The organism is Hymenobacter sp. NBH84 (assembly GCF_014217645.1).
GTDB lineage: Bacteria > Bacteroidota > Bacteroidia > Cytophagales > Hymenobacteraceae > Hymenobacter > Hymenobacter profundi.
The window spans coordinates 4,285,786-4,311,983 of record NZ_CP043644.1; the positions used below are offsets into that span (position 1 = coordinate 4,285,786).

Annotated in this window: 21 protein-coding genes; 10 read left to right on the forward strand and 11 right to left on the reverse strand. The window is 58.2% G+C overall.

The features are described 5' to 3' along the window. Window positions 1-147 precede the first annotated feature (147 nt). From F1C16_RS17970 to asnS, 3 genes are read right to left on the reverse strand one after another with little or no spacing between them, the layout of a single operon-like run. Window positions 148-1,311, reverse strand: coding sequence for a hypothetical protein (locus F1C16_RS17970; protein ID WP_374940584.1), 1,164 nt, complete (start codon window positions 1,309-1,311; stop codon window positions 148-150). A gap of 25 nt (window positions 1,312-1,336) precedes the next feature. Beyond that, entirely contained in the window at window positions 1,337-2,014 is a 678-nt protein-coding gene (locus F1C16_RS23395) for an LIC_10190 family membrane protein (RefSeq protein ID WP_374940585.1), read from the reverse strand. Between the two features lie 45 nt (window positions 2,015-2,059). Next, the gene (gene asnS / locus F1C16_RS17975) at window positions 2,060-3,457 is read right to left on the reverse strand and encodes an asparagine--tRNA ligase (protein ID WP_185281966.1); all 1,398 of its coding nucleotides are present in this window, start codon (window positions 3,455-3,457) and stop codon (window positions 2,060-2,062) included. A 262-nt stretch (window positions 3,458-3,719) separates the two neighbouring features. Between asnS and rpoN the strand changes: the two genes are divergently transcribed. The 3 genes from rpoN (at window position 3,720) to F1C16_RS17990 (ending at window position 9,540) form a co-directional block, all read left to right on the forward strand. Further along, complete coding sequence (gene rpoN / locus F1C16_RS17980; RefSeq protein WP_185281967.1) at window positions 3,720-5,288, forward strand: RNA polymerase factor sigma-54; 1,569 nt, start codon at window positions 3,720-3,722, stop codon at window positions 5,286-5,288. 252 nt (window positions 5,289-5,540) lie between these two features. After that, window positions 5,541-6,173 (forward strand): hypothetical protein, encoded by a 633-nt coding sequence (locus F1C16_RS17985; RefSeq protein ID WP_185281968.1) that lies wholly within the window; start codon window positions 5,541-5,543, stop codon window positions 6,171-6,173. A gap of 196 nt (window positions 6,174-6,369) precedes the next feature. Beyond that, on the forward strand, window positions 6,370-9,540 hold the full coding sequence (locus F1C16_RS17990) for a PAS domain-containing protein (RefSeq protein ID WP_185281969.1): 3,171 nt from the start codon (window positions 6,370-6,372) through the stop codon (window positions 9,538-9,540). 77 nt (window positions 9,541-9,617) lie between these two features. Here the strand turns inward: F1C16_RS17990 and F1C16_RS17995 are convergent, their stop codons facing one another. Then, window positions 9,618-10,346, reverse strand: coding sequence for a LytTR family DNA-binding domain-containing protein (locus F1C16_RS17995; protein ID WP_185281970.1), 729 nt, complete (start codon window positions 10,344-10,346; stop codon window positions 9,618-9,620). 218 nt (window positions 10,347-10,564) lie between these two features. Further along, window positions 10,565-11,938 carry an NAD(P)/FAD-dependent oxidoreductase gene (locus F1C16_RS18000; protein WP_185281971.1) on the reverse strand — a complete coding sequence of 458 codons (1,374 nt, stop codon included), beginning with the start codon at window positions 11,936-11,938 and terminating at the stop codon, window positions 10,565-10,567. Between the two features lie 221 nt (window positions 11,939-12,159). Between F1C16_RS18000 and F1C16_RS18005 the strand changes: the two genes are divergently transcribed. Continuing rightward, window positions 12,160-12,375, forward strand: a complete 216-nt coding sequence (locus tag F1C16_RS18005) for a hypothetical protein (RefSeq protein WP_185281972.1) — start codon at window positions 12,160-12,162, stop codon at window positions 12,373-12,375. Window positions 12,376-12,386: 11 nt separating this feature from the next. On the opposite strand, the gene F1C16_RS18010 is transcribed toward F1C16_RS18005, so the two are convergent. The 4 genes from F1C16_RS18010 to F1C16_RS18025 form a co-directional block, all read right to left on the reverse strand. Beyond that, window positions 12,387-12,989 (reverse strand): alpha-ketoglutarate-dependent dioxygenase AlkB, encoded by a 603-nt coding sequence (locus F1C16_RS18010; RefSeq protein WP_185281973.1) that lies wholly within the window; start codon window positions 12,987-12,989, stop codon window positions 12,387-12,389. A 10-nt stretch (window positions 12,990-12,999) separates the two neighbouring features. Further along, window positions 13,000-13,659, reverse strand: coding sequence for a hypothetical protein (locus F1C16_RS18015; protein WP_185281974.1), 660 nt, complete (start codon window positions 13,657-13,659; stop codon window positions 13,000-13,002). Between the two features lie 154 nt (window positions 13,660-13,813). Then, on the reverse strand, window positions 13,814-15,091 hold the full coding sequence (kynU, locus tag F1C16_RS18020; protein WP_185281975.1) for a kynureninase: 1,278 nt from the start codon (window positions 15,089-15,091) through the stop codon (window positions 13,814-13,816). 44 nt (window positions 15,092-15,135) lie between these two features. After that, window positions 15,136-15,663: a 3-hydroxyanthranilate 3,4-dioxygenase gene (locus tag F1C16_RS18025; protein WP_185281976.1), complete on the reverse strand. Its 528-nt coding sequence runs from the start codon at window positions 15,661-15,663 to the stop codon at window positions 15,136-15,138. Between the two features lie 205 nt (window positions 15,664-15,868). On the opposite strand from F1C16_RS18025, the gene F1C16_RS18030 reads away from it, so the two are divergent. Continuing rightward, window positions 15,869-16,666, forward strand: a complete 798-nt coding sequence (locus F1C16_RS18030) for an SDR family oxidoreductase (protein WP_185281977.1) — start codon at window positions 15,869-15,871, stop codon at window positions 16,664-16,666. Window positions 16,667-16,679: 13 nt separating this feature from the next. Here F1C16_RS18030 and F1C16_RS18035 read toward each other — a convergent pair whose 3' ends face one another. Together F1C16_RS18035 and prfA are read right to left on the reverse strand one after the other, a co-directional pair. Beyond that, the gene (locus tag F1C16_RS18035; RefSeq protein WP_185281978.1) at window positions 16,680-17,954 is read right to left on the reverse strand and encodes an NAD(P)/FAD-dependent oxidoreductase; all 1,275 of its coding nucleotides are present in this window, start codon (window positions 17,952-17,954) and stop codon (window positions 16,680-16,682) included. Window positions 17,955-18,138: 184 nt separating this feature from the next. After that, window positions 18,139-19,209 (reverse strand): peptide chain release factor 1, encoded by a 1,071-nt coding sequence (gene prfA, locus F1C16_RS18040; RefSeq protein WP_185281979.1) that lies wholly within the window; start codon window positions 19,207-19,209, stop codon window positions 18,139-18,141. Window positions 19,210-19,592: 383 nt separating this feature from the next. Between prfA and thrA the strand changes: the two genes are divergently transcribed. From thrA to F1C16_RS18065, 5 genes are all read left to right on the forward strand, one after another. Further along, window positions 19,593-22,037 (forward strand): bifunctional aspartate kinase/homoserine dehydrogenase I, encoded by a 2,445-nt coding sequence (thrA, locus tag F1C16_RS18045; RefSeq protein ID WP_185281980.1) that lies wholly within the window; start codon window positions 19,593-19,595, stop codon window positions 22,035-22,037. Window positions 22,038-22,122: 85 nt separating this feature from the next. Continuing rightward, window positions 22,123-23,043: a homoserine kinase gene (locus F1C16_RS18050; protein ID WP_185281981.1), complete on the forward strand. Its 921-nt coding sequence runs from the start codon at window positions 22,123-22,125 to the stop codon at window positions 23,041-23,043. Window positions 23,044-23,091: 48 nt separating this feature from the next. Beyond that, window positions 23,092-24,390, forward strand: coding sequence for a threonine synthase (thrC, locus tag F1C16_RS18055; RefSeq protein ID WP_185281982.1), 1,299 nt, complete (start codon window positions 23,092-23,094; stop codon window positions 24,388-24,390). Window positions 24,391-24,446: 56 nt separating this feature from the next. Next, the gene (locus F1C16_RS18060) at window positions 24,447-25,073 is read left to right on the forward strand and encodes a DUF3365 domain-containing protein (protein WP_185281983.1); all 627 of its coding nucleotides are present in this window, start codon (window positions 24,447-24,449) and stop codon (window positions 25,071-25,073) included. A gap of 229 nt (window positions 25,074-25,302) precedes the next feature. Further along, a complete protein-coding gene (locus F1C16_RS18065) occupies window positions 25,303-25,974 on the forward strand; it encodes a phosphoribosylanthranilate isomerase (RefSeq protein WP_185281984.1) in 672 nt (223 codons plus the stop codon). The last annotated feature ends 224 nt before the right edge of the window (window positions 25,975-26,198 follow it).

Sequence of the window (26,198 nt, forward strand, 5' to 3'; positions counted from 1 at the left end):
CGAAACTTAAAATTCCGCGTTTTTCGGGAAGCGCGGGAAGGGGGCTGTTATCTCCTGTGTCAGCATTTTTTGGCTATTAAAATGAAGCTATGTAGTTGTGTTTAAAACTATTGATATATGGTGTCTTTAAAAGGATGTATGCGATAATTAATATCGCACCATCCGAAAGCCCTGACGTAGCGTAGTACCACGCAATTGCAGACCCAGTGACAGCGAATCGGTACAAGGCAGTAGGGCGTTGCCGCAGCGTCTGTTGGGCCATGCGCCTGTTCGTACAGGGTAGGAGCCCATCTGACCAGCCACCTGCGTGCGTACTTCCGGGTAGTCGGCTGGCCAAGTGACGTGGGCCGTTAGGGCGGCCGGTTTTGCCAATTCATGGCGCAGGCCGTTTAGTGTGTAGAGCAGACTAAGAGCACACAAGCCCCAGCCAGCTATTTGGCTCCACCGAATGGGCAATTCACGAGCAATAATCAACGGGCTCAGCAGAGCAGCCCCAATCAGATAGGCGTAAGCAAAACGCATAGCGGGGGCTGCCACAAACCAACTACCGCAGCCAAGCAAAAGCAGCAAATAAAGTGTTAGATCTATGCGTTTTATCAAAGCGCTGTAAGCAGTTTTCTTCGCTACTAATTGCCAAACCAGCCATCCTGCTATCAACCCGATGCCTGCTACAACCACTAGCAGCAGCAGCTTATCAGCTGGTTCCTGCTGCATCCACCACAACGGTAGCCACTCCTCTAAGGGCTGCTTCGCTGCCAGGGGCCAGTCGCCCAAAGGACGTCGGGCAAAAAGGCGAATCTCTACTAAATCAGCAGTTAGTTGGGTAGGCGTTACGGCCCAATCGCGTACGACAGGCCCCAAACTGCCCGCCAGCGGATAAGCGAGGTAGCCTGATAACCCTACGTTCCGCCCTACCCAAGGAAGCAGCACCAGCACGATGACACCCAATAGCAACCCCAAACGTCGCCAACGCCCCTGTGCGGGCCACCAAGCCGCCACCAACGGCCACAGCAGCATAGTGCCAGCTGATGACTTTACAGTAACGGCTGTAGCAGCTATTACGCCTACCCAAATAAGGCCAGCGGAAGACAAACGGGGCGTTTCGAGCAACAGCCCTAGTAGTAACAAGCCGAGTACGGCTGCGGTGCTATCGGCTAGGGGGGAAGAAATCCAAGGACGCATCGTCATCAGCAGCAGGAGTATGCTACCTAGATAGAAAATGGCCAACCAGGGTCGAGGGCCTACCCGTAGCTGCCTGCCGGCCCGACGTACGTGGTGAATGGTCAGCAACAAAAAGCCTAGACTACTCACCGTTTGCTGAAATGCTGGAGCTTGGCTAAGTGGGGGTGGCTGGACTGAAAAAAGCCGTTAATAAGTGAGCATGTGAGTTGAAAGCCAACTGTCCACGCAGATTACCTAATCCTGGTACCAGGGGGTAGCGATGCATCCACTGAATAAACTGCGCATGGTACAGGGCCGAGTCAGGAAATGTTGGTGGTTGGGCTGCGTGTGTCAGAATTAGTACCACCAGCGCTCCGGCCAGCAGGCCAGCAAGGGCCCCCGCTTCTTGCCAACTACCACCGTAGGTGAGCAGCAATAAGCGCAGTCGAACGCGGTTTGTGACGAGTAGTACACTAGATAAAGCGCTTAATCCTAATTGCATAGGTAGAGCGACTGGTAGCGCGAAGCTAAGGATTGCTACTAACCACGCTAGTACCGATAAGCCACCGACTATTAATAATTCTGGGCTGTCTTTTAGCAGGCAAGGTAGAGGCCCCCAAATCCGTTTCAGCAATTTTTCTAAGCCTAGGCCAAACCCCAGGCCTACCCCAGCCGCCCATGCCCAGAACACGATAATAAGAAGCATATGTGATAAGCAGTTGGCTCTTACGCTACCAACCGGAGGGTGCAATATAAGGTAACGCTGTACCGTACAACTCGCAGGCCCAGCGCAATATGTTTGCGCTGTTACAAAGCGGGCGGCTCCATAAGGAAGCCGCCCATCGGAAACCATTCACAAAATCCGTGAAATCCACTATAATCTGAGCGAATCCGCAACTTAAAATTCCGCGTTTTTCGGGAAGCGCGGGAAGGGAATCACGTCCCGAATGTTGGCCATACCCGTCACGAACAAAATCAGCCGCTCGAAGCCCAGGCCGAAACCAGCGTGCGGTGCCGTACCAAACTTGCGCAGTTCCAGGTACCACCACAGCTCGTCTTCGGGCACGTGCATAGCAGCCATGCGGGCGCGCAGCTTCTCTAAGTCCTCCTCACGCTGCGAGCCGCCGATGATTTCGCCGATGCCTGGAAACAGCACGTCCATGGCGCGCACGGTCTTGTCGTCGTCGTTCATCTTCATGTAGAACGCCTTGATATCCTTGGGGTAGTCGGTGAGGATAACGGGCTTCTTGAAGTGCTTTTCTACGAGGTAGCGCTCGTGCTCCGACTGCAAATCGGTGCCCCAGTCTACTGGGAACTCAAACTTCTTCTTCGCCAATTTCAGGATTTCTACTGCCTCCGTGTAGGTCAGGCGCTGGAAATCATTGTCGACCACGAAGCGCAGGCGCTCCAGCAACTCCTTATCGTACTGCTCGTTGAGGAATTGCAGGTCATCGGCGCATTTGTCCAGGGCGTAGCGCACGAGGTACTTCAGGAAGTCCTCGGCCAGCTCCATGTTGTCCTGCAAATCGTTGAAGGCCACTTCCGGCTCAATCATCCAGAACTCAGCTAGGTGGCGGGCCGTGTTGGAGTTCTCGGCCCGGAAGGTAGGACCGAAGGTGTATACCTTGCCCAGCGCCATAGCCGCTACCTCACCTTCGAGTTGGCCCGATACGGTGAGGTTGGTTTGCTTGCCGAAGAAATCCTGCTTGTAGTCTACGCCGGCTTTGTCCTCCGTGAGGGGCGGGTTTTGGTCGGGTAGGGTGGTCACGCGAAACATCTGGCCCGCGCCCTCCGCATCGGAGCCCGTGATGATGGGCGTATGGATGTAATAGAAGCCGTGGTCGTTGAAATACTGGTGCACGGCAAAGGCCAGCGCGTGGCGTACGCGCAGCACCGCCCCAAAGGTGTTGGTGCGGGGGCGCAGGTGAGCTATTTCGCGCAGGAATTCCAGGGTGTGCCCTTTCTTCTGCAACGGGTAGGTTTCGGCATCGGCTTTCCCAAGCACCGTTATTTCGGCGGCCTGAATTTCTACGCTTTGCCCTTTGCCTTGCGAGGCTACCAACTGGCCGCGCACGGCCACACACGAACCCGTCGTCACGTCCTTCAGCGACTCCTCCGGGAATTTCTCGGCGTCGGCTACTACCTGGATATTATGAATCGAAGAGCCGTCATTCACGGCGATGAACTGCACGTATTTATTGCCGCGGCGCGTACGCACCCAGCCGTTCACCACTACTTCGCGCTCCAGCTCCTGGCTGCCGAGCAGCGCCTGCACGTTCGTTCTTCTTACAGTCATTGGGACTCAGATTCAGGTTAAAGTTCTGAGCCGCAAAGGTAGAAGTTTTAGCAGGGGTAGCAGTACAAAAGAAGAGATTGGCTATTGATGTATAAAATTTTGGCTTATTGCCAAGCTTTCTATTCAAAATCCTGAGCAGCCCTCGAATGATACAATAGCTGCCCGCTATCCAACTTTTTTGCCTATGCCAAAGTGCAGAAAGGCATATATTTGAGAGCTGCCACAAGCATTGTGCCGAGGATTTAGAAAGCGCCGAAATAGTATGCAACGACTGGATATGAAACAGCTTCTTTCGCAGAAGCTGTCACCCCAACAGATACAGTTTATCAAGCTGCTGCAGATTCCGACTGCCGAGCTGGAAGCCCGCATTAAGGAAGAGCTGGAAGTGAATCCGGCGCTGGAAGAGGGCGACGACGCAGAGGACTTTGAGGAGCAGGACCGGGAGGACGACGACGCCGACGACGATTTCGACGACCCAGACGCCGAGTTCGACAACGACGACAACACCCTCGACGAGGATTTCGACCGTGCCGAAGAGCAGCCCGAGCTGGAGCTACCGCAAATCGAAGAATCTACGGCCGAAAAAGAGACCAGCGACGACCTAGACCTGGGCGACTACCTCAACGACGACGAAATAGCCGGCTATAAGATGCAAGGCGACGGACCCGGCGACGCCGACGAGGACCGCGAAATGCCCCTGGCCGACAATGGCGCTTCGCTGATTGACAGCCTGCTGGACCAACTAGGCTTTGTGGCCGTCTCGGATAAGCAGCGCATCATTGGCACCCAGCTCATTGGCTCCATCGATAGCGACGGCTACATCCGGCGTGACTTGTCGGCCATTGCCAACGACCTGGCTTTCTCCCAGAATGTGGAAGTCACGACTGAGGAAATCGAAACCGTGCTGCGCCTGATTCAGTCGTTTGACCCGCCCGGCATTGGGGCCCGCGACTTGCAGGAGTGCTTATTGTTGCAGCTAGAGCGCCGCCCCGCCGACCCCGACGTGGAAAACGCCGAGCGTATTTTGGCCGAAACCTACGAGGAGTTCACCAAGAAGCACTACGCCCGCATTCAGCAGCGGCTGGACTTAGAAGACGAGGAAATACGGGATGCTATTGCTTTGATTCTGAAGCTGAATCCTAAGCCCGGCGGCTCTGGCCCGGTAGGTATGGGCAAGGTGCAGTACATCATTCCCGACTTCATCCTGACCAACGACAACGGCCAGTTTCACCTGTCGCTGAACGCCCGCAACGCGCCGGATTTGCGCGTGTCGCCGGCCTACACGGAGATGTTTCAGGCCTACGACAAAGCCTCGAAAAAGGACAAGAAGATGAAGGAGGCCGTTACCTTCGTGAAGCAGAAGCTCGACTCGGCCAAGTGGTTTATTGATGCCATCCGGCAGCGCCAGCAAACCCTGCTGCGCACTATGGATGCCATTGTGCGCTACCAGCACGACTTCTTTGCCGAGGGCGACGAAGGCCGCCTTCGCCCCATGATTCTAAAGGACATTGCCCAAGAAATCGGGATGGATATTTCCACCGTGAGCCGGGTAGTGAATTCCAAGGCTGTGCAAACGGAGTTTGGCATCTACCCCCTCAAGTATTTCTTCTCCGAAGGCATCGCCACCGACTCGGGCGAGGATGCTAGCTCGCGCGAGGTGAAGCACATCTTGAAGGAAATCATCGACGGCGAAAGCAAAGGCCGGCCACTGTCGGATGACAAACTGGAAAAGATGCTCAATGCCCGCGGCTACAACATTGCCCGCCGCACAGTAGCCAAATACCGCGAGCAATTGAATATCCCGGTAGCGCGCCTGCGGAAAGAGTTGTAAAGTGCTGATATATTGGGTAGTGAGATAGTGATTTTGCGAAGATGCGTGTCATCCTGAGCGGAGCGAAGGACCTTATCACGCTAGAACGATTGACGTATCAACGACTCGTTCAACTGGCATAAGGTCCTTCGCTGCGCTCAGGATGACACGCATCTTTGCAAAATTACTATCCCACCATTTTATCTAATGTACTTTATCCTGTTTTTTTAGGATTCAAGCTCTATATTCGTATTCGGCTTTAATCCGGTTCCGTTGAAAAACTCCCTGGCTTTGGCGTTATCGGTGATTTTTCACCCGCTGCTGGTCCCATCGTATCTCTACTATATTGTTTGTTATCAATTGCCGGGCGTGGTGCTCTACCCGTTGCTGCCCGACCGGTGGCTGGTAGTAGCGTTTGCGTTCGGGTTTACCTTTTTGCTGCCTACCCTCTGCACGAGTGGGCTATATTGGGCCGGCGTTATCGACTCGCTGGAGCTGTACGACAGGCGGCAACGCGCCCTACCCTTTCTGGCTGCGGCCATCAGCTTTGGGGTAGCGGCCTGGTTTTTCACGCATACTGGCTTTGCCCTGGATGCTCTGTTGCGCTATATGATGGTGGGCATGGCCATTGCCGTGCTGCTGACACTATTAATCTCATTGCGCTGGAAAATCAGCGCCCATGCCGTGGGGGTGGGGGGCGCCGTGGGACTGCTGGCCTTGTTGCAGCTCAGCGGCCTCGCCGATCAGGAAGCACTGTGGTGGCTGCTGGGTAGCATTTTGCTAGCGGGGGCTGTGTTAAGTGCCCGGTTACAGCTACAGTCCCACACACCTACTCAGGTGTGGGCCGGACTGGTGTTGGGCGTGAGTCTGGTGGCGGGGGTAGGCGTAGGGGTAGCACTGGCCTGACGGGTAGGAGAGCGGGACTATACGGCCGTAAAAAGTCATTCCGAAAAGCAGGAGGGTAGCACTGGAATTGTAGCTTTACAGAAGGTAGCGTGGCTGTTGGTAGCCATGGCTTTGCCCGAGCTCCAACAATATAGATCATTCCCGAAATTCAGTTTTCGCCCCTGCCTCTGGGCGCGGTATTTGTCTGCTTGTGGCTATGGCTTCTTCCTCTACTTCTGATCTTACAACGGCCGATCTGCTAGCGCAATTGCAGCAGGAGCGCGCCGCCCGACAGCTTGCCGAGGAGCGCGTAGCGGAGCTGGAGCAGCTGTGCGCTCCCTCTTCGCCTACCCTCGACCTGGGACAGCTACCCCGGCGCAACCCTAATCCGGTGTGGCGCCTGAGCGCTACCGCCGAAACGCTCTTTCTGAACCAAGCAGCCGAAAATCTGCGGCAACGTGAAGAAGAGGCGGGTATGTTGCCGCAATTGGAGGAGTTGGTGCAGCAAGCCATTGGGCAGGCATTGGCAACTGACAAGGTAGTGCAGCAGGAAATCGCGTTGAACTTCAACCACTACCTGCTGTTTGTGGTGCCTTCCTGCAACGAGCAGTACGCGGATGTCTACCTCACCAACATCACGCAGGGCAAGGATGTCGAGCGGCGGATGCAGCAGCAGCGCGAGTTCTACGAAACCATCCTAAACCTGTTGCCGGTAGATGTAGCCGTGTTCGACCCCGAGCACCGCTACCTGTTCCTGAACCCGGCGGCTATTGCCAACCCCGAAGTGCGCGAATGGATTATTGGCCGCAACGACTTCGAGTTTTGCGAATACCGGCAGCGCCCTGTGGCGCTGGCCGAGGAGCGCCATGCCCGTTTCGAGCAGGCGCTGGCTACCAAGCAGGCCGTGCAGTGGGAAGAGTCGTTGGAAAGTCCGCAGGGCCAGCGCCGGGCATTGCGCAACATGCTGCCCGTATATAACCCCGATGGCTCCCTGCGCTTGATGCTGGGCTATGGCCTCGACATTACGGAGCGCTACTTGGCCGAGAGCCGGTTGCGGGAAAGCGAAGCGCGCCTGCAAGAAGAGCAAGCCTTTGTGCAGCAGGTAGTAAACACGGTGCCTGACTACATCTTCGTGCGTGATATCAACACGAAGATTTCCTTCATGAATCAATCAATGAGGGATTTTGTGCAGAGTACCAAGCACATCGAGTTGGTGGGCTTAACGGAGGCAGAGGTAGCCCCCGAAGACCTATCGATCTGGCGCGAGCTGCAAAAGGTAGTAGATGATGACATTCAGATTATTACAACGGGGCAGGAGCAAACCGTCGAGGTATCCGCAACGCTACGAAATGGCGAAACCCGCTGGCTGCGGTCAGTGAAGCGCCCTTTGCGCCGCGCCGATGGCACCGTTAGCATATTGGGCGTGAGCACCGATATCACGGAGGCCCGCCTGGCCCACGAAACGCTAATTCGCAGTGAAAAGCAGTACCGCGACCTGATGCAGTTCAGTCAGGCGCTCATCTGTACGCACGACTTACAGGGCCGGATCCTGACCATTAACCCCACCGCGGCAGCCGTAATTGGCCGTCCGGCGGAAGCAATAATCGGGCAGCCCTTGCAGATGGTATCGCCGCCCGAGTTGCACGCCGACATGGGCGCCTACCTCACTACCATTGCGCAGCAGCGCGAGCTAGGCGGCGTGATGACTTTGATGTCGCGCACAGGAGAGCGGCGCTTCATCCTCTACAACAATTCCCTAGTAGACGAAACCGGCCAGGAACCCTACGTCATTGCCTACGGGCAAGACGTTACGGACCGCATCCTAATGGAAAAGGAGTTGAAGCGGGCCAAAGAAGCAGCCGAGGAATCGGCGCAGGCCAAGGAAAATTTCCTGGCCAACATGAGCCACGAGATTCGCACGCCCATCAACGGGATTCTGGGCATGGCCGGGCTGCTGGCCAAAACGGAATTGCAGGAGGCCCAGCGCGACCACCTCAACATTATTCAAAGCTCGGGCCGGCACTTGCTGGCGGTTATCAACGATGTGCTGGACGTTGCCAAGATTGAATCGGGGCAATTGCACCTGGAAGAAATTCCTTTCGATATCATCGAGTCGATTCGCGGGGCGGCCCAAACGCTGGCTTATAAAGCCGAAGAGAAGCGCATTCGGTTCTTCGTGGAGCCGCCTACCCTACCCGAGCCCGTGGTGGTAGGCGACCCGTTCCGCCTGAATCAAATTTTGCTGAATCTGCTCAGCAACGCCATCAAATTCACGGACCGGGGCTTCGTGGAGCTTACCGGCCGCGTGCTGCACGACTCACCCGAGAAGCTCAGCATTGAGTTTCAGGTGACTGACACCGGCATTGGCATTCCGGCCGAAAAGCAGGAAGCCATTTTCGAGAGCTTCCGGCAGGCCTATACAGATACTACCCGCCAATTTGGGGGCACGGGACTGGGCCTCACCATCAGCCGGCGCTTGTCGGAGCAGTTGGGCGGGCGCCTGTGGGTAGAGAGCACCCCAGGCCGCGGCAGCACGTTTTTCCTGGTGCTCACGCTACCCAAAGCCCAGCAGACGGCCCTGGCCATTGAGCCCGCCCTACCCGACTATGCTACCCTGCGCGGCACGCGCGTGCTGCTGGTAGAAGACCACCCCGTCAATCAGCAATTGGCGTTATTGATTCTGCAAGGGTGGGGCTTTGAGGTGGATGCCGCCGACAGCGGCCCCGAAGCCCTGGCGCTCCTAGACCAGCACATGTACGACGTGGTGCTGATGGACATTCAGATGCCCGGCATGAGCGGCTTGGAGGCTACCCGCCTGATTCGGCAGCACGCCGACCCGCTGAAAGCCGTGCTACCTGTTATTGCGCTCACAGCCAATGCCATGCGCTCCGACCACGAGGTGTACCAAAAGGCTGGCATCAACGACTACCTGCTTAAGCCCTTCGAGGAGCGCGACTTGTTCCTGAAAATTGCGGCTCAGCTGGGTCGTACAGTGGAGGCCGCGGCCGAGGTAGCCGCTGTGCGCAACGCGCCCATTGCGCCGCTCTACCACTTGGCCCAGTTGCAGGAAGCGGCTCACGGCAGCGAGAACTTCGTGCGAAAAATCCTGACGACTTTCCTGCAACATACCCCGCCCGCGCTGGACCAACTGAAGGTTGCCACCGCCGTATCCGACTGGACCGCGGCGGCCGCCATAGCGCACCGCCTGAAACCCACGCTGAAGCTGCTGGCCGTGACAACCACCGAGGAACCAGTGCGCTTGCTGGAATCCTACCCCCACGCATCCCCCGCCGACCGTCCTACAGAAACGACCTTGCAGGCTGCGGCCACAACGCTCCTGAATACCACCGCGGCGGTGGTGGCTGAGTTGCAGGCCGCTGGTTATTAGGTAGGCGAGAAAGTTTGCTCCACAACAAGGCCCGTTTCGTAGCTACGAAACGGGCCTTGTTGTGGTACTCCGGTGTGCTAGATGCGGTTGATCTTCCGGAAAACGATGTCCTGATAGGATTTGCTGATGGGTACTTCCTGGCCGCTAGGCATCAGCGCCATGTTGTTTTCAATGGCCTCTACCCGCCGTAGATTCAGGATGTAGGAGCGGTGCACCCGTACAAAGTGGTCGAAGGGTAGGCGCTCCACAAAAGCCTTCAGCGTGGTGTATACAATATGCTTCTGCTTGTCGGTCACGATGATAACGTAGTCAGACAGCGCTTCCACGTAGAGCACATCATCGAAATTGATGCGCACCATCTTGTTGTTGACCTTCACAAACAGGTCGGAATCGGGGAGGGCTGGTGCCTGCGTAGCCGTTGCGTGGGTGAGGGCGCCGGCTTGCTGCTGTGCCCGCTGCACGGCCCGGCTGAAACGGGCATAGTCGAAGGGCTTGACCAAGTAATCGGTCACTTGCAGGTTGAAGGCATCAACGGCAAAATCCTCGTGGGCAGTTGTCAGAATAACCAGCGGGGGATTGGGCAACACCCGCAGCAACTCCAGGCCACTAAGCTGGGGCATCTGCACATCCAAGAACAGAATGTCTACCTGGTTACCATTGCGAAAGAAAGTCAGCCCTTCCAACCCATCGGTGAGGGAAGCGGTGAGCGAGAGTGAATCTGTCAGGGAAATGTAATGCTCCAGCGTCAGGCGGTTGATGGGGTCATCATCCACAATGAGGCAGGAAAGCGCAGAGGTAGCAGGCATACACAAAGAAACTGTAGATGGCCGCCGTGGCCAAGGAGCGTTTGACTAGGTAAAGGTACAACTCACCTATAAAAGAAGGTATTACGCCGAGAAAACCGTTAGTACTAATCAAGATAGTTGCAATTAATCGGCCAAAATAATATGCATAGATAGCCCCGAAGCAAAATGCTATCAATTAGTTGAGTGCATCAAGAATAGCGAAAACGCAGAGTTTACTGCTAAGCCAGTTGGGCCATTTCCTGCTGCACCATTTCCTGCACGGCGGGCGTGTCGTAGTCGGCTTCTGTTTGAATAAGGGGCATCAGGCGCTGCATAATGTGCTCCTGTCGGGTGCCATTGGCCAGGGCCTCGGCGTAGGGCGTGTGCGAGAACGTGACCTGCGAGTACAGCGGCAGCCACTGATCGGGATACTGCGCGGAGATTTTGCTTTCGATTTTCTTTTGCAGCAGAAAACGCGGGTCGGCCACCCGGTCGCGCATCTCCTGGAAGTTATACACCGCTAGGTCGGCCATGGCGTCGGCATCAGGCTTGCGGCGGCGCTGAAACTCTGCAAAAACGGTGTTCCAGTCGCCGTCAAACTCTGTCAGCAGTTGGTCGAGCACGGTGCAATCCTCGAAGCCCGCGTTCATGCCCTGGCCGTAGAAGGGCACAATGGCGTGCGAGGCATCCCCAATCAGCACCACCTCGCCTTGGTAGGACCACGGGTAGCAGCGCACCGTGACGAGGGAGCTGGTAGGGTGCTCAGCAAACTCGGGTAGCAAATTGGGCATGAGAGGTACCGCATCGGGAAATACGCGCTCAAAAAAGTCCTGTACCTGGGCGGGCGTTTGCAGGGAAGCAAACGACGTTTCGCCTTCGTAGGGGAAAAATAAAGTGCAGTTGAAAGAGCCGTCGAGGTTGGGTAGGGCAATCATCATGTACTGCCCGCGCGGCCAGATGTGAAGCGCTTCTTTATCGAGCTGCCAGTTGCCGGCTGCGTCGGCCGCAATCTGCAATTCCTTGTAACCGTACTCCAGGTAGCTCTGTGCGTAGTTGAAGCGGTCAGTTTTCTGCATAGCCCCCCGCACCGCCGAAAAGGCTCCATCGGTACCAAACAGCCGGTGGTAGGCAAGCGTGTGCGTCTGTTGGGTGGTCGTGTCGCGCAGGGTAAGCTGGCGCCGGCGCAGGTCTACCTCCAGGCACCGCTGGTTGAAGTGCAGGGTGATGTTGGGGTGCGCCTCCGCCAGATCGAGTAGGGTGCGGTTGAGGCCATCGCGCGAAACGGAATAAATAGCCTGGTTTTCCTGCCCATAGGCCTGGTAGGTGAGCTGTCCGTCTAGGCTGTGCATGGCGCGCTTGTAGAGGGGTAGGGCCACTTGGCGCACGTCTTCCTGCACGCCAATGCCTTCCAGCGCCCGCCAGCCCCGGTCCGAAAGAGCCAGGTTGATGGAACGCCCCTCGGCGGCTTCCTGGTAGCGCGGGTCGGGCCGACGCTCGTAGATGGCTACCTGATAGCCGCGCCGCGCCAGGTAGAGGGCGAGTAGGGAGCCTACCAGACCTCCGCCAATAATGGTGAGCGGCTCGGAAGTAGCGGCAGGAACAGGAGCGGACATAGACACGGCAAAAAGGGAATGGAACAGCGAAGGTAAACGGTTACGAAATAGCGTCGTTTGTCGGGTAGGAAAAGCTATTCATCGAGTAATACAATTTGTTTAAGCTTAAATAGAATCCGGTGGCTTACAGCGCATCGTAGGGTTGTATTGTAAGACGAACCACTTGCTCTGTTTCTATGCCAATTTCTACCCCCTGCGTTTCTAAGGCTGCTTATCGGCCTGTGCAACATTCCTACTCATCGCTGGCAACAGCTACTTATCTCACGTGGTCGGCCATGATCTGGACTGCCTTACTCACAGAAGATCAGCAGGTTTTCACCCCAAAAATGCCATCTGCACACTTGCAGCTAGCAAACGACCAGCTACAGATTGGCACATACAGCATTGGCGAAAACGTGGACATCAACCTTTTCGGGCACCCAGAAATCCGCTACTAAGCCGATGAGGCTTACATAGCGTTTACAATTAATCGAAAAGTTAGGTTGAGGCGAGCATCCGTGGGCCGGGCAGTTTTCGGCACGGCGTGCAGCCAGTGCTGTTGGGTAGGGCCACGCATCACCAGCAAACTGCCAGAGGACAAATCGAGAGAAACAGGCGCGTGCGGCGTTTCGCGGGCATCGCGGGGACGCAACCGGAAACGGCGGGTAGCACCCAAACTCAAGGAAGCGATAACCGGTGCGGGGCCTAGTTCCGGCTCGTCGTCGGCATGCCAGCCCATGCTATCCTGCCCGTAGCGGTAGAGGTTGAGTAGTACGCTATTGAAAGCGGTTCCGGTAGCGGTTTCCACTTGCCCACGTAGTTTTTGCAGTGCCGGCGTCCAGGGCTGAGGCGTAAGTTGAAGACCAGAGTAGCGGTAGGTAGCGGCCGGGTCGCCGTGCCAAGCCGTGAGGCGCGGTTGGAGCACCTCGCGCCCATAGAGCCGAATGGCTTCCTGTCGCCACGCAATGGTTTGCTCCAACTCGTGCGACAGGGCAGTAGCAGCATCAAACGGCAAAAAACGCTCGTCGAGCCAGATTTCGGCGTTAAGTAAGGGTAGTAGCGTGAGCGGCATAGGGTAGCTGCTACGGCAGCGCGGCACCGCCCATTTGCCCCAGCATGGGCATCATCAGGTAATACATAATCCCGAAGATCAGCAAGCAGACCACCAGGGCAGGCAGCCAACCCCGACTAAGGTAGGAGCGCCGGCCTACGTAGCGCGGCCAAAAAAACCACAGATACGCCACCACAGCACCTAGGTTAACGGCCGCACTGATCCATTTGGCACTCTCACCAAACTGTAAAACAGCCCATTGCAGCAAGTAGGAGCTCCCCAAGAGATACAGAACAATAAACAACAGCAGGCGTAACGCCTTGCTTTGCTTGTCCAACTTAAACAAGTTGATAACCATCAGCACGCCTCCCGCCAGAAAAGAAAATATGACGGAGAAAATGGCAATGGTAGCCGGCGAGTACAGCGCGGGTCCGGCTGCTTGTTCTTGCTCCGGTTCTGCTACAGCAGCTTCGGCGGCGCGAACAGTAGCGGCCTCGGCGGCACGCTGCGCCACCACGGGCTGCACGTTCGTGCGGATGGCACTGGCTTCCGCCACTACCTTCCCCCGGCGTTCCAGCTCATCGAGAGCAGCCAATACGGCTTCTTCCAGGTAGTTAGTATACTGGTCGACGTACTGGCGCAGTTCGGCGTCGGTTTTGCGGCCCATCTTGGCCGCGTAGTCTTCAGCCATTGGGATAGTGAAAACGGTAATTGAAAAATAGACTCAAATGGGTGCGGCTGGGTTGCAAGGCCAAACCGAACATGAAAGCAGCTGCTAGGTTGCTACTAGACTGAACGCAAGTTGTGTTGAATAGGTAACAAATGCCCAAATTTTCTTGCCTGCGCTATTGTCCAGCCCAGGCGGCCAGTACTTCGCCTACCCGTTGCACATCGGCAAACGAGTTGTAGAAGGGCACCGGCGCTAGCCGAATCACGTTGGGCTCGCGCCAGTCGCCTACCACGCCGGCCTGCGTAAGGTGGTCGAACAGATCACGCCCGCCCTGGTGCACCAGCAAGGAAAGTTGGCAGCCACGGGCCGCGGGGTCAGTGGGCGTAATGATTTCGAGGCGCGAAGTGGGTAGCTCCAGACGGTTGATGAGAAACTCCAGGTAGGCCGTGAGCTGCTCGCTTTTGCGGCGCAACGGGCCCATGCCGCCTACCTCCGCAAACAGCGCCAGCGCCGCCCGGTGTGCCGCTAGTGTCAGCACGTTGCCGTTGGCGAGCTGCCAACCTGCGGCGCCAACCATTGGCTTAAAGCCTTTTTGCATTTTGAAGCGCTCATCGGCATCGTGGCCCCACCAGCCGGCGAGGCGCAGCAGGTCAGGACGGTCAGCGAATCGCTCGTGCACAAACGTGCCGCCCACGCTACCCGGCCCCGAGTTCATGTACTTATAGGTGCACCAGCAGGCAAAATCCACGTCCCAGTCGTGCAGGTGCAGCTCCACGTTGCCGGCCGCGTGTGCCAGGTCGAAGCCTACCATAGCGCCCACCGCGTGCCCAGCCCGCGTAATGGCTTGCATATCAAACACCTGCCCGGTGTAGTAGTTGATGCCCCCCATGATAATGGTCGCCAGCGAATCGCCTAGCTCAGCAATTTTGGCCTCTATATCCTCCGTGCGCAACGTGTGCTCACCGGAACGGGGCACCAGCTCCACAATGGCGTCGTCGGGGTCGAAACCGTGCAGCTTGGTTTGGGTTTCCAGGGCGTATTGGTCCGAAGGAAACGCGCCGCCTTCCATCAGCACCTTGTAGCGGGTAGGGGTAGGACGGTAGAACGATGTGAGCAGCAGGTGCAGGTTGGTGGTCAGATTGTTCATCACCACCACTTCTATGGGCTTAGCGCCTACCACCAGGGCTTCCGTTTCGGCCAGGGTTTCGTGGTAGTGCATCCACGGCGAAGGACCTTCGAAGTGCCCATCTACGGCCAGCGTGGCCCAGGTATTCAGCTCCTGATCCAGCGCTTCGCGTACGGCACGGGGTTGCAGACCCAGCGAATTGCCGCACAGATAGAGGCTCTCGCCACCACCTGGCGCGGGCGGAATCAGGAAGCGGCTGCGAAAATCGCGCAGCGGGTCCTGGGCATCGAGGTGGGCGGCAAAGGCGGGGGTGGGTTCAAAGGTCATGCGGGCAAAGGTAGGGGGCAAAGGCGAGGGCCGCCAGGAAGTACTTACGGAGCAGGGGCAGGCGTGGGTGGCGCCATCACGGTGCCGCACACGGTGCACGTGCGCTTGTGCTCGTCTTGCCAGAAGCGGTTCATGATAGGCGGCAGCTGCGCCACGATATCGGTAATCTCAGCAAATTCCTCGTAGAGCTTGTGGCCGCAGTTTTCGCAGTACCACTGAAAACCGTCTAGCTCGCCGGCCGTGCGGTAGCGTTCCACCACTAGCCCTATGGTATTGGCAGGCCGCCGCGGCGAATGGGGCACACCAGGAGGTAGCAGGTACATCTCGCCGGCCTTAATCTCAATATCTACCGGCTTCCCGTCTTCGATGATTTTCACGACGATGTCGCCTTCCAGCTGCCAAAACAACTCCTCGCCCTCGTCCACGTGGTAGTCTTTGCGGGAATTGGGACCGCCCACCACCATCACAATAAAATCTTTATTGTCTTTGAATACCTGCTGGTTGCCCACGGGCGGCTTCAGCAGATGGCGGTGCTCATCCACCCACTTTTGTAAATTGATCGGTCGATTCATGTGGTTTGGTTTTGAAGAGAGAAGGAGGTTATTCGCTCGTCATGCTGAGCGGAGTCGAAGCATCTCGCATGCTGATGTTATGTCACTAACTCGACGACGCGAGCGAGATGCTTCGACTCCGCTCAACATGACGACCTATAAGCTATTTGCTCATGATTTCAACAAATATCTCAAAACATCGGCTTCCATCTCGGTTTCTAATAGTATGAGTTCCACTACTCCTTTCTCCGATCAAAAAGCTCTTGTGAGCGGCAGCACGCAGGGAATTGGGCGAGCCATTGCCAAAGAACTAGCCCGGCAAGGCGCTACCGTTACGCTGCTGGCCCGTAACGAAACCACGCTGCGCGAAACGGCTGCCGCCCTACCCACGCCCACCAACCAGCCGCACGACTACATCGTGGCCGATTTCACCCAGCCCGACCAAGTAGCCACACGCGTGGCCGACTACCTCAAGGCGCACCCAATAGGCTTTCACGTGCTCGTCAATAACACGGGCGGCCCGCCCGGTGGGCCTATTATCGAGGCGTCTGTCGATGCCTTTCGGGCAGCGTTTGAGCAGCATGTGGTGTGCAACCATTTGCTTGTGCAAGCCGTGGTGCCGGCTATGCGGGCGCGGCAGTATGGGCGCATCATCAACATCATCAGCACCTCTGTGAAGGTGCCGCTGCCGGGGCTGGGCGTGTCCAATACCATCCGGGCGGCGGTGGCCAACTGGGCCAAAACGCTGGCCAACGAACTGGCGGCCGATGGCATCACCGTCAACAACGTGCTACCCGGCATGACGCAAACCCAGCGCTTGGAAAGTCTGCTGGAAAAGCAGGCTGCATCAGCCGGCAAGCAAGTAGCTGAGGTAGAAACCGCCGCCAAGCAACAAATTCCTGCCCGCCGTTTTGGCGAAGCAGACGAAATAGCTGCCGCGGCTGTGTTCTTCGCCTCGCCGGCGGCAGGCTACGTCACAGGCACCAATCTGGCTGTAGATGGCGGCCGTACGGGTAGTTTGTGAGCAGGAGTAGCTTTTACACCAGTAACATCTCCGCTACCTCGCGGCCAGTCGCCATGGCGGCGTTCAGCGACGGATATGCGGTGTAGTCGCCGCACTGGTAGAGGTTGTCGGCCAGGCGGAGGCTCTGGCGGTAGGGCTGCCCTGCGGGGTAGGCGGGGAGGGCGTGCGCAATTTCATAGGTGCGCAGGTGCTGCCACTGGGCCGTGGCCGGCCCAAACCAGGCAGCCAGTTCGGCTCGCAGCCGGTTTAGTAAGTCCTCCTCCGTAAGGCCGTGCGCGCCGTGAGTGTTCACCGAAACCAGTGTTTGACCAGCGGGGGCGTAGCCGGGGGCCGCATCGCTGGGGAATACGACGTTGTGTGCCAGGGTGCCCGGCATTGCATTGAGACGCAAGAGCTTATCGCCATGGCCGGGAGAGTGGGGCGCCGCAAAGTAGGTACAGGTAGTCTTGCGCCACTCGGAGGTAGGCGCGCTGAGCGTCTGGGTGGGTAGGAGTTGCTGCGCTGCCGTGCCATCGGTGGCTATGACCACGGCAGCGGCTTCCAGTACCTCGTCTGTCCAGAGGCGCACGCGGGTACCATCGATGGCCGATACGGGTGAGTTGAGGCGCACGCTGCCGGTGGGTAGGCGAGCCGCCAATTGCTCTGGAATGGCCTGTATGCCAAGATTGGGCACAGCGGCATCGCCCACCACAAACTGTTGAAATACAAATTCGAAGAAATTGGCCGCCGTACGCAGCTGCTGGTCCAGATACACCCCGCCGAAAAACGGACGGAAGAAGGTGTCAATGATCCGCTCGCTGAAACCATTGCGGCGCAAGTAGGTCAGAGTGTCTTCTTGGTTGGAGGAGTTGCGGCTGATGAGTTGGCCGGCGGTATACTTGCTCACATGTCGCACCAGGTTTGCAATACGGAACTTATCGGCCAGGGAGCCAATGGGCGAGGTGAGGGCTTCGAACGCCGCCAACGGTTGCCGCAACGGGTTGATTAGCGTCGTTTCCCGGCCAGTAGGCAATTGAATAACGGCACCCGACTCGAAAGCCCTTAGGTCCAGAGCGCCGTAGTCCATGAGGCGTTGCACCTCGGGGTAGCGCGTGAGCAGGATCTGAAAACCACGGTCTAAGCGGAAGCCTTCGGGTGTAATATCAGTGCGTACGCGGCCACCCACGGCGTCGGCAGCATCCAGCACCAATACAGATTTGCCGGCCCGGTGCAGGTAGTTGGCGCAAGTGAGGCCAGCCATACCAGCGCCGATGATAATAATAGGTAGAGATGCAGAGGAAGTAGCCATACCCCGGCAAACTCCAAAAGGCGCCGTAAGGTTGGCGCTGCACAGCAAAAATAAACCGTCATGCTGAGCGGAGTGCAACGAAGCCGAAGCATCTCTACCGTTAGTGATTACTATCAGTAGAGATGCTTCGGCTTCGTTGCACTCCGCTCAGCATGACGAGCGCAAGTCAATACTCAATAGCTAACTACCCTACGCCTTCTTTCAGGCGCTCGGCGCTTTCGGCTATGCGCAGCTGCTCCACGAAATCATCGATGTTGCCGTCCATTACGCTGGATAAGTTATACACCGTGAAGCCAATACGGTGGTCGGTTACGCGGCCCTGGGGGTAGTTGTAGGTGCGGATTTTGTCCGACCGGTCGCCGCCGCCAATCATGCTCTTGCGGGCGGCACCTTCGGCTTCGTTTTTCTTGGCCAGCTCAATCTCGTAGATGCGTGAGCGGAGTACCTGCAACGCCTTGTCGAAGTTCTTGAGCTGCGACTTTTGGTCCTGGCACTGGGCCACCAGGCCGGTAGGCAAGTGCGTAAGGCGCACAGCCGAGTAGGTGGTGTTTACCGACTGCCCACCAGGTCCCGACGACATGAACAAGTCCTTGCGGATGTCGTTCATATCCAGTTCAATATCCAATTCCTCAGCTTCCGGCATTACTACGATAGAGGCTACCGAAGTATGAATGCGGCCCTGGGTTTCGGTGGCCGGCACGCGCTGCACGCGGTGCACCCCCGATTCAAACTTCAGCTTGCCGTACACGTCCTCGCCTTTCAGCGAGAGCACAATTTCCTTGTAGCCGCCCGAGGTGCCCTCGGTGGCGTCGATGAGGTCCATGCGCAGGCCCTGCTTTTCGGCGAAGCGCATGTACATGCGCTGTAAGTCGCCAGCAAAGATGGCCGCCTCGTCGCCCCCGGCTCCGGCCCTGATTTCCATAATCACGTCCTTGGAGTCGTTGGGATCTTTGGGGATCAGGAGTTCCTTGATAACGGCTTCCAGGCGCTCCTGCTCGGGCAGCAGCTCGTCCAGCTCGGCCTTCGCCATTTCGCGGAAGTCCTGGTCCTTTTCGGTGGAAATCACCTCCTTGGCATTGTCGATGTTGCTGAGTACCTGCTGGTAGGCTTTGTACTCCGTCACGATTTTGCCAAGGTCCTTGTATTCTTTATTGAGGGCCTTGAAGCGTTTCATGTCGCTCATGGCTTCAGGTTGCGTGAGTTGCTCGCTCACGTCGTTGAAGCGCTGTTGAATGGCCTCCAGTTTATCTAGCATCTGCCTGTCAGAGAATTATATTTATATGCACAAAGGTACATAAACTAACATGCGGAACCAGCGGGCTTGTTCCCTTCGTGGTTTGTTGGAAAACGTAGGCGGGCCGAATCATGAATTTGGTTGGTAACAAATCTTTTCTAGCTTTGGTCCGAACCTTAGAGCACGTATGCGCCCCTTCGCCGCTATCGGTCCGCTTTTCCCTACCCTGACGGTCATTACCATGACACCGACAGCCACTACCGGTATTATTACCGGTTAGCGGGGCTGCTCTACCTCTCACTTTCACATCTTCCGAGCAGCCCTTCACCGGTACCACCCTCCTGAAAAGAGGTTGCTACCGACCCGAAGCGCTGCTTTTTCGCGTTTATTCTTCCTTACTCTTTATGCAGATTCTGAAATTTGGTGGTTCTTCGGTGGCCACGGCAGCAGCTATCCAACAAGTAGGCGAACTGGTAGCGCAGGCTGCGCAGCGCGGCCCTACCGTCGTGGTCGTGTCGGCGTTGGGTGGCACGACGGATGCGCTGATTACCGCCGGTCAGCAAGCTGCGGCGGGGCAAGAAAGCTACCGGCAACTGCTGCAAACCATTGAACAGCGCCACTTGGACGCGGCCAAGGAGTTGGCCCCCGTTACCAGCCAGAGCAGCCTACTAAGTAGGGTGAAGCAGGAGTGTAACGACCTGGAAACGCTCTGCGACAGCGTGTTTGCACTGGGCGAGCTGTCGGTGCGGACGCTAGACCGCCTCATGAGCTTCGGGGAACTGCTGTCGGCGCGGCTGGTGGCGGCCAACCTGCTGGTGCGCGGTATCGACCACGTTTGCCACGACAGCCGCGAGCTGATCCGCACGAATAGCAGCTTCGGCAACGCGTTGGTGGATTTTCAGACCACCAACCGGCAAATTCAAACCTACGTGCGCAACCACCCGCACGCCGTGTACGTGGTGCCGGGCTTCATTGCTTCGGATGCCCAGGGGTCTACCACTACCCTCGGCCGCGGCGGCTCCGACTACACCGCCGCCATCTTCGCGGGCGCACTGGACGCCGAAGTGCTGGAAATCTGGACCGACGTGAGCGGCATGATGACGGCCGACCCGCGTTTGGTGCGCCAGGCCCGGCCCATTCCGCGCATCAGCTACCAAGAAGCCATGGAGTTGTCGCACTTCGGGGCAAAGGTGTTGTATCCGCCTACCATCCAGCCGGTGCGGCAGCGCGGCATTCCGCTGCTCATCAAGAACACCTTTGCCCCCGCCGATGAAGGCACCCGTGTGGAAGTGGCCCCGCCGGCTACCGGCGAGGTAGTGCGCGGCCTGTCCAGCATTGGTCAGGTTACGCTGCTACGCTTGGAAGGCGGCGGTATGGTTGGCATTCCGGGCTTCTCGATGCGGCTGTTTGCGGCCCTGGCGCGGGAGAAAGTCAACGTCATTCTCATCACCCAAAGCTCCTCGGAGTACAGCATTTGCGTGGCCGTGCGCACCGCCGACGCCGTGCGCGCCAAAGCCGCCACCGACGACGAGTTTGCCTTTGAAATCGGCTCCGGCAAGGTAGAACCGCTGGTGGTAGAGGCCGATTTGGCTATTGTAGCCCTGGTGGGCGAGAAGATGAAGGACCACCCCAACGTGAGCGGACGTTTGTTTAACGCGTTGGGTAATAATGGGGTAAACATCCGGGCCATTGCGCAGGGCTCGTCGGAGAAGAACATTTCGGTGGTGGTTCGGGCGCAGGATGTGCGCAAGGCCATCAACGTGCTGCACGAGTCGTTTTTTGAGGTGCAGACCAAGCAAGTGAACCTGTTTGTGGTAGGCGCCGGCAACGTGGGCGGCAAGCTACTGGAGCAACTCTCGCGGCAGCGGGCCTACTTGTTACGTCACCTGCGTCTGCAAGTGCGGGTGGTAGGGGTGGCCAATAGCCGCCGGTTTGCCTTTGCTGAGCAGGGCCTAGACCTGGGCAACTGGCGCGACACCCTGGCCCAGGGCGAGGAAGGCAAGCTGGCCGACTTCCTGCAAGTCATCAAGAGTCGCAACCTGCGCAACACCATTTTTGTGGACGTGACGGCCAGCGGCGAGGTAGCCCGCTGCTACCCCGAGCTGCTGAGCAGCGGCGCGGCCGTGGTGGCGTGCAACAAAATAGCCGGCTCGGCTGAGCTGAGCTATTACCAGCAGCTCAAGCGGTTGTCGCGGGAGTTTGGGGCGGCGTTCTTGTTTGAAACCAACGTGGGCGCGGGCCTACCCATCATCGGCACGCTCAACGACCTCACGCGTAGCGGCGACGAAGTGCACCGTATCGAAGCCGTGCTGTCGGGTACGCTCAACTTTGTGTTCAACCACTACGACGCCACCGTGCCCTTCGCCGACGTGGTGCGCCAGGCCCAGGCCGAGGGCTACACCGAGCCCGACCCGCGCCTCGACCTGAGTGGGGTAGACGTGGCCCGCAAAATCCTGATTCTAGCTCGCGAAGCTGGGCAGGAGCTGGAAATGAGCGACATAGAAAACGAGGCCTTCCTGCCCGCCTCGTGCATGGAGGGTAGCGTAGAAGATTTCTACCAGGAAATGGCCCGCCAGGAGCCGCACTTCCAGCGTCTCTACCGCGAGGCCGCCGACGCCGGCAAGCAGCTCCGTTTCGTGGCTCGCTACGCCGATGGCGCCGCCGCCGTGGGCCTGCAAGCCGTCGGCCCCGACCACGATTTCTACTCCCTCCAAGGCAAAGACAACGCCGTGCTGTTCTACACCGCCCGCTACCCCGAGCAGCCGCTGGTGGTGAAGGGTGCTGGCGCCGGCGCCGACGTAACCGCCTCCGGCGTCTTCGCAGATATCATGCGCGCCACACGGCAGTAGAACTATTGAGTTAGAACGTCATGCTGAGCGTAGCGAAGTCGAAGCATGACGTTCTATCAACATTCAAAACTTAACACTTCAACAAATGTCCGTTACCGTTTTGGCTCCGGCCACCGTGGCCAATATGGTCTGTGGGTTTGATGTGCTGGGCTTTGCGCTGGCCGAGCCCGCCGACACCATGCACCTGCGCCTGACCGATACGCCCGGCGTTACCATCATCAACGAGGACGAGTTCGACCTGCCCACCGAGCCCACGCGCAACGTGGCGGGTGGGGCGCTGCTGGCCTTATTGCGCGAGGCACCGGGGGTAGGGATAGAGGTGCGCATTAACAAAGCCATCCGGCCGGGTAGTGGTATTGGGTCCAGCGCGGCCAGTGCGGCAGGCGCGGTGGTAGGTGCTAATGCGTTGCTGGATAATCGGTTCAATAAAGAGGATTTGGTGCGCTTTGCCATGTTTGGGGAGGAAGTGGCCTCGGGCGTGCAGCACGCCGACAACATTGCGCCGTGCCTGTACGGGGGCGTCACGCTCATCCGCAGCACCGCCCCGCTCGACATTGTGCCACTGCCTACCCCACCGCTCTGGGTAACGGTGGTGCACCCCCAAATTGAAGTGAAAACTGCCGATGCCCGCGCCATTCTGAAGCGTCAAGTGGCCCTACCCGCCGCCATCCGGCAGTGGGGCAACGTGGGCGGGCTAGTAGCTGGCCTCTGCCTGCAGGACTACGACCTCATCGGCCGCTCCCTGGAAGACTACATCGTGGAGCCCGTGCGCAGCATCCTGATTCCGGGCTTTGCCGAGGTGAAAGCCGCTAGCCGCGAAGCCGGGGCGCTAGGCGGTGGCATCTCGGGCTCGGGGCCCTCGATCTTCATGTTGAGCCGGGAAGAAGCCACCGCCCGCGCCGTGGCCGCTGCCATGCAAAGCGTGTACGACCGGCTGGGCATCGAACAGTTCACCTACGTGACGCGCATGAACACGGAGGGCGTGCGGGTAGTGGCGCAGCCTTAGCGCACGCAGCGTTGCGCACTACTTCTTACAATCGTTATTCTCACTGCAATGCTATACCATAGTCTCAACCACCAGTCGCCGGCCGTTGATTTCCGCACGGCAACCATCCAGGGGCAGGCGCCCGATGGCGGCTTATACTTCCCAGAAACCATTCCGCGCTTTTCGGCCGATTTCCTGCTGGATTTGAAAACCCTACCCGCTGCCGAGGTGGCCTACCAGGTGATGGCGCCCTACGTGGGCGACACGATTCCGGAAGACGAGCTGCGCCGTATCTGCGCCGAGACGGTCAATTTCCCGTTTCCGCTGGTGCCCGTCACGGAGCAAATAGCGGCGTTGGAGCTGTTTCATGGGCCTACCCTAGCATTTAAGGACGTGGGGGCGCGGTTTATGAGTCGGTGCCTGGGCTATTTTTCGCGGCAGGAAGCCGAGCCCGTTACGGTGCTGGTGGCTACTTCCGGCGATACGGGTGGGGCCGTAGCCGACGGCTTTCTGGGCGTGGAGGGCGTGCAGGTGGTGATTCTATACCCCGCTGGCAAAGTGAGCCCCTTGCAGGAGCGCCAACTGACTACGCTGGGGCAGAACATCACGGCCCTTGAAATTCAGGGCAACTTCGACGACTGCCAGCGCCTCGTAAAGCAGGCCTTTGCCAATGTGGACCTGATGCAGCAGCAGCGCCTCACCTCAGCCAACTCCATCAACGTGGCGCGCTGGCTGCCCCAGCAGATTTATTACTGCCTGGCCTGGCAGCAATGGCAGCCCCAACTGCCGCCGGTAGTGGCGGTGCCCAGTGGCAACTTCGGCAACCTGTGCGCGGGGTTGCTGGCCCACGTGTCGGGGCTGCCGGTGGCGCATTTTGTGGCCGCTTGCAACGCCAACGACGCCGTGCCCGCCTACCTGCTCAGCGGCGAGTACGCGGCCAAACCGGCCGTGACTACCATCTCCAACGCCATGGACGTAGGCAACCCCAGCAACTTCGGCCGCATTCTGGCCTTGTTTGAAGCCGAGCACACCCGCATCACCGGCCTCATGACCGGCTACTCCGTGACGGACGCCGAAACGGAGGAAACCATCCGCGCCGTGCACACTGAAACCGGCTATTTGCTGGACCCACACGGTGCCGTGGCCTACCGAGCTATGCAGCAGTATCTCAGTGAAAACCCCACGCCCCAGGGCGGATTTCTGCTTGAAACGGCACATCCGGTGAAGTTTCGGGAGGTAGTGGAGCCATTGTTGGGCGAAGCCGTGCCGTTGCCTACCGCCTTGGAGCCGCTTATGCAGCGCTCCATCGAGCGGGTGCCGCTGCCGGCCGAGTACGCGGCGCTTCGGGATTTTTTGCTGAGCCGATAGGGTAGGGGAGCCGTGGCGGCTTCGTACCTTGCAGTAGATTCTTTAACCCGTTGCGTATGCGTTTGCGAATGTGGGGCGGGGTAGGGCTGCTGCTCTTGTCGGCCTGCCGCCCCGATCAGGTAGAGCACCTCTCGAACACGAAAGAGCTGGCCGTGGAGGCCGAAAACCGGCAGGTGAAGCGCATCCTGCCCGCCGATTTGCTACGCGCTACCCGTTGGGCGGGCGACTCCCTCACCCGCACCGCCGACCGTGCCCTGCGCCAACAAGTAGCCACGCAGCTGCAAGCCGGCAGCGTGGTCGATGCCCTACCCGCTGGCCATATTGCTGCCTTTGCGGTTACTGATTCGTTGGCGCAGGTGCTGCAAGCTACGCTCACGCACGTGCGCCGCGCTCCTGGGAGCGGCCTCAACGATACCAGTCGGGTAGTGAAGCGGCCTTCAAATGAAGTGTTTACCTACGAACGGCCGCTGCTGGTCACCGATGCGGCCTGCCTGCGCTGCCACGGCACCGAAACCGATATAGCGCCGGCCGATCTTACCCTGATTCGGCAACGCTACCCGCAGGTGCCGCTGGGCTACCGGGTAGGCGAAGCAATGGGTACGTGGAAAGTGCAGTTTACCCGCCAGGGTATTGCTGAGTTTTATACCATGAAAACCCGGAAGATCTTTAAGCGGCGGTTTTAAAAGGGGATAGTTTTTACTTGTTTGTTATCCATTTCTCAATCTGTCATCCTGAGCTTGCGAAGGACCTTCTCACGGCAGAACGGCAAGCGTAATAACAACTCGTTCTACCGTGAGAAGGTCCTTCGCAAGCTCAGGATGACAGATTGAGAAAGCAGACAAATAGCGCAGCTTTTCCATAAATAATTAGCGTAACTCTTTCTAATTCCGAATAGATACGCTAACTCAGGGTATGAATCCTACTTTGCGTCCGCGCATCAAAATTTGCTGCATCAGCACGCGGCAGGAACTCGAAGCGGCCGTAGGGCTGGGCGTAGATGCCCTGGGGCTGGTGGCCCGCATGCCCAGCGGACCCGGCATCATCCCCGACGACCTGGTGCGGGAGCTTTGCCGTCGCACGCCACCCTCGGTAGCCTCTTTCTTACTCACCAGCGAAACCACCACCCAGGCCATCATCGCGCACCAGTGCCGCACGGCCGCCGACACGCTGCAAATCGTGGATGCGCTGAGTGAAGGCACCTATAAGGACCTGCGCACGGCCCTACCCGGCATCAGCCTGGTGCAAGTGATTCACGTGAACGGCCCCGAGGCATTCGATGAAGCCAAGCGCGTGGCGCCCCACGTAGATGGCGTGCTACTCGACTCCGGCAACCCCAAACTGCCCGTGAAGGAGCTGGGCGGCACCGGCCGGGTGCACAACTGGGACATCAGCCGCCGCATCCGCGAGGCGCTGGATATTCCGGTGTTTCTGGCCGGCGGCCTACATGCCGAGAACGTGCGCGAAGCCATCGAAACCGTGCATCCGTTTGGGGTAGACGTGTGCAGCGGCGTCCGCACCGATGGACACTTAGACAGCCAGAAGCTACACCGCTTTGTGGATGTGGTGCGCCAGTACGTGCCGTAGGGAGGTAGCTTGAGTGTGTGGGAAGAGGAGGATTAGAAGGTGTGGGGGTAGGAAGGTAAGAAGGCTGTCATCCTGAGCGCAGCGAAGGACCTTCTCACGTGTGAACGATGCTCGTAACAACGACTCGTACTAACGTGAGAAGGTCCTTCGCTGCGCTCAGGAAGGCACCCTTCCAACCCCTCCTACCCCTACCTTTCCTACCCTCAAAACCCTTTACCTTTGTA